The sequence below is a fragment of the Microvirga sp. 2MCAF38 genome, from assembly GCF_052115485.1.
In the GTDB taxonomy this organism is placed as follows: Bacteria; Pseudomonadota; Alphaproteobacteria; order Rhizobiales; family Beijerinckiaceae; genus Microvirga.
On sequence record NZ_JBFRGU010000012.1, the window covers coordinates 1 to 8,320 of the forward strand.

Annotated in this window: 8 protein-coding genes and 1 pseudogene; 7 read left to right on the top strand and 2 right to left on the bottom strand. The window is 59.1% G+C overall.

All coding sequences use genetic code 11. The annotated features are described in order from the left end of the window. From AB4072_RS17030 to AB4072_RS17060, 7 genes are all read left to right on the top strand, one after another. Window positions 1-735, top strand: a 735-nt coding sequence (locus AB4072_RS17030) for a flagellin (protein WP_441969907.1), incomplete at its 5' end; no start/stop codon positions are given. A gap of 138 nt (window positions 736-873) precedes the next feature. Next, a complete protein-coding gene (gene fliF / locus AB4072_RS17035; RefSeq protein ID WP_441969909.1) occupies window positions 874-2,502 on the top strand; it encodes a flagellar basal-body MS-ring/collar protein FliF in 1,629 nt (542 codons plus the stop codon). Further along, a complete protein-coding gene (locus AB4072_RS17040; protein ID WP_441969911.1) occupies window positions 2,502-3,122 on the top strand; it encodes a hypothetical protein in 621 nt (206 codons plus the stop codon). The genes fliF and AB4072_RS17040 overlap by 1 nt, the downstream gene beginning before the upstream one ends. Before the next feature lie 2 nt (window positions 3,123-3,124). Next, entirely contained in the window at window positions 3,125-4,327 is a 1,203-nt protein-coding gene (locus AB4072_RS17045; RefSeq protein WP_441969912.1) for a MotB family protein, read from the top strand. Window positions 4,328-4,338: 11 nt separating this feature from the next. Continuing rightward, complete coding sequence (locus AB4072_RS17050) at window positions 4,339-5,532, top strand: chemotaxis protein (RefSeq protein ID WP_441969914.1); 1,194 nt, start codon at window positions 4,339-4,341, stop codon at window positions 5,530-5,532. Next, window positions 5,529-6,833, top strand: coding sequence for a flagellar hook-length control protein FliK (gene fliK / locus AB4072_RS17055; protein WP_441969916.1), 1,305 nt, complete (start codon window positions 5,529-5,531; stop codon window positions 6,831-6,833). Before AB4072_RS17050 ends, fliK begins: the two co-directional genes overlap by 4 nt. Continuing rightward, the gene (locus AB4072_RS17060) at window positions 6,787-7,347 is read left to right on the top strand and encodes a transglycosylase SLT domain-containing protein (protein ID WP_441969918.1); all 561 of its coding nucleotides are present in this window, start codon (window positions 6,787-6,789) and stop codon (window positions 7,345-7,347) included. The genes fliK and AB4072_RS17060 overlap by 47 nt, the downstream gene beginning before the upstream one ends. Before the next feature lie 12 nt (window positions 7,348-7,359). On the opposite strand, the gene AB4072_RS17065 is transcribed toward AB4072_RS17060, so the two are convergent. Next, window positions 7,360-7,704 carry an AprI/Inh family metalloprotease inhibitor gene (locus AB4072_RS17065; protein WP_441969919.1) on the bottom strand — a complete coding sequence of 115 codons (345 nt, stop codon included), beginning with the start codon at window positions 7,702-7,704 and terminating at the stop codon, window positions 7,360-7,362. 492 nt (window positions 7,705-8,196) lie between these two features. Continuing rightward, a pseudogene (locus AB4072_RS17070) lies at window positions 8,197-8,320 on the bottom strand (DNA-binding response regulator); the annotation flags it as partial.

The following is an 8,320-nucleotide window of genomic DNA, read 5'->3' on the forward strand; positions in this document are numbered from 1 at the left end:
CGTAAGATCGTTGCCTCGTTCACCCGCGTCGACGGCGCGATCACAGTCGACACCGTGAACGTTTCGGTGGACACGACGAAGCTCTACGACAAGACCACGACGGCTGCTGACGCCGCGGCTGCTACGGATGCCGACATCTCCGCCGACAAGACCACGTTCGACGCGGCGAAGGTCCAGTGGGAAACGGATCTCGCGACCTGGGAAGCCAGCTCCAAGGACGCGGCTGCGAAGACCGCCTACGATACGGCGAAGACCACCTTCGATACCGCGAAGACGACCTACGCCACGGCGATCGACACGGCCAATGGTCTTGCGGTTGCGGCCGTTCAAGGCGAGGGCGGCATTCTGAACAAGGAATGGGCGGTTCTGGCGAAGGACGAGGACGGTGCGCTGAAGCACTACGAACTCGCCATCGACAAGCTGGACGTCTCCGCGATCCAGAACCAGGATCTGTCGAAGCTGCGCGGTTACATTGCAGCCGTGGACAAGGCCATCAGCGCCATGACCGACGCTGCGACCACGCTCGGCGCGAACAAGACGCAGATTACGTCGCAGACGACCTTCGTCGAATCGCTGATCAAGGCGAACGAGCGTTCGATCGGCGCTCTCGTCGACGCGGACATGGAAGAAGAATCGACCCGCCTCAAGGCGCTTCAGGTTCAGCAGCAGCTCGGCGTTCAGGCGCTCGGCATCGCAAACGGCAATACGCAGAGCATTCTTTCGCTGTTCAAATAAGCGATAACAGGAAACTCTTCTTCCTGAGTCGAAACAAAAGCCACGCCTCTTGGGCGTGGCTTTTTGCTGCGCAAGCTCCGGACAAGATTGTCGGGCGACAGATTGGCTATGGAACGATGCGTGGGAAACCGAGCCTAGATGACCGGACGCGAACATGCCGAGAAGCTCTGGAGCAATATCCTTGAACTCGGCGCACGCCGCTTAGTGGCGTTGGGCCTTATCGGGCTCGTTGTTTTCCTTGGCGTCGGCCTCGGAGCATACTACCTGAGTCGCCCCGCACAGGAGCCTCTCTATATTGGCCTGGAGCGAGAGGACGTCAGTCGCATCGGCGCCGTTCTGAAGGATGCGAGCATCCCGTTCGATGTCAGCGCCGACGGCACTGCGGTGTTGGTCAGCCACGTCAATACGGCCAACGCCCGCATGCTGTTGGCGGAGAAAGGTCTGCCGCAGAGTTCGAAATCGGGATACGAACTCTTCAACGATCTCGGGTCGCTCGGCCTGACTTCCTTCATGCAGGAAATTACACGCGTCCGTGCGCTTGAAGGAGAGATCGCCCGAACCATTCAGACCATGAAGGGTGTGAAGGCGGCCCGCGTTCATATCGTGATGCCGGACCGAGGATCGTTCCGCAGAGAGCAGCAGCCTGCCTCGGCTTCGGTTGTCGTGCGCACCGAGACTGCAGACGATATGAGTTCCGCCCAGGCGATCCGTCATCTCGTCGCGGCGGCGATCCCCGGCATGAAAGTCGATCGGGTGACGGTTCTCAATACCGACGGCACGTTGCTCATGTCTGGCGACGATGGCGCCAACGCCTCGACCGGCAAGATGGCGAGTCTTGAGCGCACGGTTGGCCGGGAGATCCAGGATAACGTGCGGCGCACTCTGACGCCTTATCTCGGTCTCGGAAACTTCGAGGTCAGTGTCGCGGCCCGGTTGAACACCGACAAGACGACTACGAATCAAACCACGTTCGACCCTGACACGAAAGTCGAGCGTTCTGTGCGAACGGTCAAGGAAACGGAGGTCTCTCAGAACCGGAGCAACCAAAAGCCAACGACCGTCCAGCAAAACTTGCCGGAAGAGCGGGTGCGCTCCGAGGGTGGCGACAATTCGAGCGCGGACAATCAGCGCCGCGAGGAGCTCACAAATTATGAGATCTCCTCAAAGACGGTGCAGACGATCAGCGACGGATACTCCGTCAAGAATCTCTCCGTCGCAGTTCTCGTCAATCGGAGCCGCATCGCCGCGCTGATCGGTAACGATGCGCCGCAAAGCGCCATTGATGCTCGTATCGCAGAAATCGAACAGTTGGTTTCTTCCGCCGCTGGATTTGAGAAGGCGCGTGGCGATCAAATCAAAGTTGCGGCAGTCGGATTCATCGATGACGGCCGCATGATGGAGGGAACGCCGGCCTTGAGTCTCGGTGAGGTTCTGATGCGGCAATTCGGGAACATCATCAATGCAATGACGATCCTGGTCGTCGCAAGTCTGTTGATCTGGTTCGGCCTGCGGCCGGCCGTGACCGCTATTCTCGCACGCTCCGAGCCGGAACAGGCATATGACGCCGCAGTCGCTCTTGCTGCGCCGACAGACGCTGCGGCGCCGAATGGCGAGCCGCAGATCGAGACTGTCACGGTTCCGAATTTGATCGAGGATCTCACAGGCAAGATGAACCGTACACCCCAGAAAAAACTGGAGCAGATGGTTGAGTTCGATGAGGATCAGGCCGCCGCGATCCTCAAGCAATGGCTAATGGAGGCCGCGTGATGGTGCACGCGATCTCGCGATATCTCATGGATTTCGATCTGGACGCCGCTGTGGACCCAGGGCATGCAGCGAATATGAAAGCGCCGACTTCGCAATCGCCTTCGGATGATATCGCGGCCCAAATCGCTGCGGCGGAGGAGCGCGGTCGCCAGGAGGGGAGAGCAAAGGCACAGCGTGAAGCCGAGGATGCTCTCGCGCAGGAGAGGATCCGCTTCGCCGAAGAAAGAATCGCCGAGCGGAGCAAATGGGTTGCCGACGAAGCCGAGCGTCTTTCTTCTCAACTTGCGACAGCTATCGAAGCTTTGGAAACAACCCTTTCGGCCACTATGGCGCGTGTTATTTTACCCTTTGTCACGGGCGGCGTTCATCGACATAGCCTGGATGATCTTGCCACGATCCTCACGCTTCTGCTCAAGGAAAAGCGGGGAACGACCATCGTGATCCGCGGGCCGGATGATCTGTTGCTTGGGCTTTCGCGACGAATGGAGCTCGATGGCGCCTCGATCGAATTCGTCAATTCGGACGTTGCCGATGTGTCAGTTGTCACAAACGACACCTTTATCGAAACCCAACTCACAGCGTGGGCAGCCCGTTTGGGTGAAGCCGTTCAATCGAGTTGACCATGTCCGATCCCGCGAAACAAGAGATCATCATCGTTCGCCGCCCTGATGAGGAGGAGGAGCACCACAAGGGTGGCGTGTGGAAGATTGCCCATGCCGATTTCATGACGGCGATGATGGCTTTCTTCCTTGTGATGTGGCTGATCAGCGCGACGGATAAGGCGACGCGTGTCACGGTGGCAAACTACTTCAATCCGGTACAGCTTGCCGAAAGTTCGCCGGAGCGCAAGGGATTGACGGACCCGAAGAACAACTCGCCCGAGTCGTCCGTCAATTCCGACCAGAACGAGAAGCCGACGACATATGGCACCGGGCCGGAAGTGGGCGGACGGGCACCCGCAAAATCCCGTTTCAAAGAAAGCGCACTTTTTCAGGACCCTTACGCCGTCCTCGCAAAGCTTTCAGCCGAGGCCGATCACGAGCAGACACAGAACACTTCGGGCGTGGACGCGACCCTTGGCGAGACCGGCGTTCCCGGTATGAATGGGGGGGAGGCTTACCGCGATCCTTTCGATCCGCTCTACTGGCAAGTGGCGCCTATGCCGAAGCCCAAAACGGATACGCCCGGAGCACCCGGAACCGCGCCGGCGATTCCTCGCGACGCGAAACTCGATGCACTCGCACCGGCGGCTCCGACCGATAATGACAAACCGACACCTACGGCTTCTCAGACGTCCGATAAACCAGCGCAGAAACTTGCCGCAGCGAACGATGCGGAGGCAGCAAAGCAAAGCGTTCGGTCGCAGGACGTCGAATTGAAAGCGGAGATCGCGAAGGCGGTACAGAACGAGAGCGGATCGTCCGCAACCCCGCATGTCGAGGTGAACAGAACCGGTGATGGCGTTCTGATCAGTATCACCGATGAACTCGACTTCAGTATGTTTGCGGTCGGCTCTGCCGAACCGCAGCCGAAGGTGGTTCGCGCCATGGAAAAGATCGCAAAGATCTTGAGCGCTCGCACTGGCCGGGTCATCATCCGGGGCCACACCGATGGTCGCCCCTTCAAGTCGGAGACTTATGATAACTGGCGCTTGTCGACGGCGCGGGCACACATGGCGTCATATATGCTCGTGCGCGGTGGCCTGGACGAGTCGCGGATCGAGCGCGTCGAAGGGCACGCCGACCGCAGCCTCAAGAATGCAGCCGATCCGAAGGCGCCGGAAAACCGGCGCATCGAGATTCTTTTGCGAGACCGTCCCTCGTGAGGTGCCGGCTATTGCATTTGGCGGCTTTCGCGGCCGTCCTTATTTCCCCACCCGCCGTGGCGGAGCCTGAGATTGCCCAGGCACAATTTTCACCCTCCGCTCCGCTCGCAATGGTGCGCACGCTCCAGGCATTGCAGGATCAGATTGCGGCAGGCTCGACATCGGCGCATCTCGCGCAGCGTGCGCTCCTGTCTCATATCGACGAGAGCCTGATCGCGCTCGATGCGGAAACCTGGCAGGAACCACGCAATGTCCGATCCGCCGTCGTGTTCGTGCTGAGCGGCGGCAGGCCCAGCATCCTGCAGAAACTTCGGTCCGTCGGCGGTCTCGCGAAACAGGACGAGATCTTGGTGAAAGGCGCCTTGGCCTATGTGGAAGGGAGGGAAGACGACGCGCGTGAATTCCTCGAGGAAGTCGACATCCATGCACTTCCGCCACTCCTGGCGGGTCAGGTGGCGCTCGTTCAGTCTGCGCTGATTGTCCGCAGAAACCCGGCGAAATCCGTGGAACTTCTTGATTTCGTTCGTCTGCAACTGCCCGGCACCCTCGTTGAAGAGGCGGCGTTGCGGCGCGAGATCTTCGTTGTAAGCCAGATGGGCGACACGAAGAAGTTCGAGGCTCTGTCGCGGCAATATTTGCGCCGTTTTCGGCACTCCGTCTATTCCGGGAACTTCAGGCAGCGTTTCGCGACCGCTCTCACCCGTCTTGAATTCGCGAAGGACCAAAGGGAGTTTGGACGACTCGTGACGATGCTCGACGAGTTGGAACCGGATGTTCGCCGTGAACTCTATCTCATGGTGGCTCGTGCAGCGATCGACCAGGGCCAGACCAAAGCTGCGATTCTCGCGTCCGACAGGGCGTACGAATTGTCCGCATCGGATAAGGTCAGCGCGGCACGTGCCAGTCTCTATCGCGCGGCTTCGGTCATCGTCTCGAAGAACGGCTTCGATGCCGGCCTCGCGGAGCTCCGGAAGATCGAGAAGTCAATTCTTCCGGCGCGTGATACGGAGTTGCTTGAATCGGCGCTGTCGATGGCGAGCTACATTCGTAACGTGCCTGTGGCGGCGTTGCCGCCAGCACAATCGACGCCGCAGGCTTCTCCAATGGAGCAGCCTCAGAAAGTCAATCAACCGACACCCGCCATATCCCGCGCGCAAGATGCGATCGGAAGGGTTGACCAACTTTTCCAGAAAGGCACTCGATGAACAAGCTCGACAGCTTCATTCAGAACGCCACGCGAAAGATCGACCTGATTGCTTTGAAGCCTCAGATGAATGGGGATGGGGAAGCCGCGAAGGGACTCTTTGGCACAACTGCCTTCGGCTCCCTTCTCCAAGACCTTTCCGCGAAGGTGGAGGCAAATCCCGCGCGGGGCCAACATTCACGCTCGAACGCCGACGGCTTCTCGAGCGAGGGCGAAGGTGTCGAGACGCCCCCGCGAACCGATGGTGTGTCGGACTTTTCCGCTATTACCTTGCCGGACACCGTGGCGAGCGCCGATCCTCTTCTGCTTGAGCAGGCCATCGCCAGCGCCGTTCAAACGAAGACCCCCTCGGCAGATAGACCCCAGCCACGGATGTTAGTTTCGGCGAAGGACGCACCGCTTGCAAAATCGACTCTCTCATTGCCGGTGACAGACGACGCGCTCCCAGGTTCGATCAACAACGGAGAGAGAGCGGAGCCTCCTGAACAGCGGCCCCAGCTCAAGGTCGCCGTGACCCATCAGGAGACGCACTTCAAGCCCGTTCCTGCCAACTCTTCCTTCAGTTTTTCGAGAGCCATGTCTGCTGAGGAACAGGTTCCTGGCATTTCACAAAGCCTCGCCGGAAAGCAGGCACCTCAGCCGGTTGCCGATTTCCAAGCGAGCCTCTCCGCACGGGACGCGAATCCGGCAGTGCAGGCGACACGGGATCAACCGGTTGTGGCGAGTGAGCGCGGCACGCCCGATCCGGCTGCCTCGGGCGCGGTCCTGCAGCGTATCGCCGGGGCTGTAGTGTCGGAAGCAAAGGACGTTGCCGACGATCTCCGCGCGGAGATGCGACGAACGGATTCCACGCCATCCGTTCCTCTCTCGCGGACCTCCGAAGGCGTGGTGAGAATGCTGAACATTCAGCTTCATCCCGCCGAGCTCGGCGTGGTCACCGTTAAGATGCGACTGGCCGGCGACAGGATCGAGATGGAATTGCATGTGCAAGCAGATGAGACCGCTCAGTTGCTCAGGAAGGATTCCGAGAAACTTTCCGCCCTGCTTCGCACGTCAGGGTATCGGCCGGATGTTCTCACCGTTCACATTCTCGGCACGGATGGGGCGCTGCAGGACAGCGCCTTCGGCCCGCGACCGCAATCGCAAACCCAACAGCAATTCGGATCCCACCAGAGCGCCGCCGGCTCCGAGGATCGCTCACACGAGCGGTCGGCCCCACGGGACAATACGGACGACAGACGAAAGGATCGAAATGATGAGAGCGCTATTGCTCATCGCGACATTAGCGGTCTCTATCTGTAGCGTTGCCGGGAAGGCCGCCGCCAATTCCAACAGCTGCGAGCGTGAAATGGTACGCGCATCGACGAAATATGGCGTGCCGTTGGGCATGCTCTATTCTGTTGGCCTGGCGGAAACGGGAAAGCGCGGATCGCTCCAACCTTATGCGATGAACATCGAAGGAAAGCCCTACTTCGCGGCGAATGCGTCGGACGCGATGCGGCGTTTCGAGGATGCCAGTCGTGATGGGGCAAAATTGATCGATCTCGGTTGTATGCAGATCAACCACCACTTCCATCGCGAAAAGTTCAGTTCCTTGGCGAGCATGTTGAACCCCCATGATAACGTGGACTATGCGGCCCAATTTTTAAAGCAGCTTCGCGTGCGCGAGGGCAGTTGGACCATGGCGGTCGCACGCTATCACGCCGGACCGAACAACAATCCAGCGCAAAAACAATATGTTTGCCGTGTGGTGGCGAACATGGTGGCGAGCGGTTTTGGCGAATGGACGCCTACGGCTCGAAGCTTCTGTCAGTGATCTAACGGTCTATCAGCGGGAAATAGTGAGAGGAACGTTGGTGCCCTCAATGACGCCTCGGAAAGAGTTGCCGTCTGAAGCCATCCGCGCGATGACGCTGCCACGCGCATAGAGAACGATATTGCCGTTCTTGATAGCCCAGGAATTGACGTCCTGCAAAGCGCTTGTGCTGCATCGTGAGATGGAAGCCTTGTAAAGATCGAGCGCCGCGACACTTGAGAGGTTCAATTTACATGAAGCGCCGGTTCCCGGTCGGATCGTCCAGGTTCCGACAAACGAGGTCGGGCCACGCCCGGCTGCGCGGAACACCGGGCTTGGTGGAGTGGCATTCGTCTTGGATTGCGGAGTCGCCCGCATGATAGAATCGGGCACTGGCGCGGTACCGGATGTATCCTGCCAAGTCTCAGGAAACGCTGCGACATCTTGGGAAGGAGGAGCGACACTCTTTCGCGCCGGACCACTGATCCGCTCTAAAGGTTCGAGCGCAGCTTTCGGGTTGAGTCTCGTAGTCGGCTTCGGAACCGGAGCCGATTGCGATCCTTCCATCATAACGGTTACTTCGCGTGGCGCGACGCTCCGGAATCCATAAGGCGCAGCGGCTGGATCAATCCGACGCGGCGGTCCCCATGGTCCTGAGGTGTAGAGCGATTCCGTGCCATTGCACGCGGCGACGGCGCAAAGTCCCGCTAGAAGAAAAGAGCGCCTGATTGCACGACCGAACCGTTGTGCACAAAAGGCCTGACTTAGTGGGGCGCAGCAGCTCATTCGATCTCTTCTCGTTGTATTCGAATCGTGATCCGCTTTGGTTTTTGAAAGAGCCGCTGTCCCTTTATTGATTTGGCTTTTGTTTCATCCGATGAATGTGTACCCGATGTATCGTTTTGCTTCGATGGGATCGTAACCGAGTTTGAAGCGGAGTTTTTTTCGGAGTTTGCTGACGTGTCCTTCGATGACGCTTTCTTCGACATCGTTG